Annotated in this window: 1 pseudogene; it reads right to left on the reverse strand. The window is 38.8% G+C overall.

What is annotated here, in order from left to right:
- Nucleotides 1-253: pseudogene (locus tag RYX56_RS21990) on the reverse strand (IS3 family transposase); the annotation flags it as partial.
- Between the last annotated feature and the right edge of the window lie 25 nt (nt 254-278).

The raw sequence follows: 278 nt of genomic DNA on the forward strand, positions 1-278 counted from the left end.
TAAAGGCATCTTTATGGAGCGTAACTTTCTTATTGTTCATCAATTTATGGATCGTCCGGGTTGCGATGTCCAAAGTGATACGGTCAGACACATGGTAAGCTAGGATTTCATTGGTAGATGCGTCTTTTACGGTCGACAAATAAGCCATACAATTACCGTTATATGGTAATTAAGTGATATCCGTCAGTAGCACTTTTCCAAGGATTCCTTGCTTAAATTCCCTGTTTAATTTGTTCGGGAGAACCTGTCTTTTGTCGCTTTAGCGATTCTTTTATAAG

The sequence above is a fragment of the Alkalihalophilus lindianensis genome (genome assembly GCF_032843265.1).
In the GTDB taxonomy this organism is placed as follows: Bacteria; Bacillota; Bacilli; order Bacillales; family Bacillaceae_D; genus Alkalihalophilus; species Alkalihalophilus lindianensis.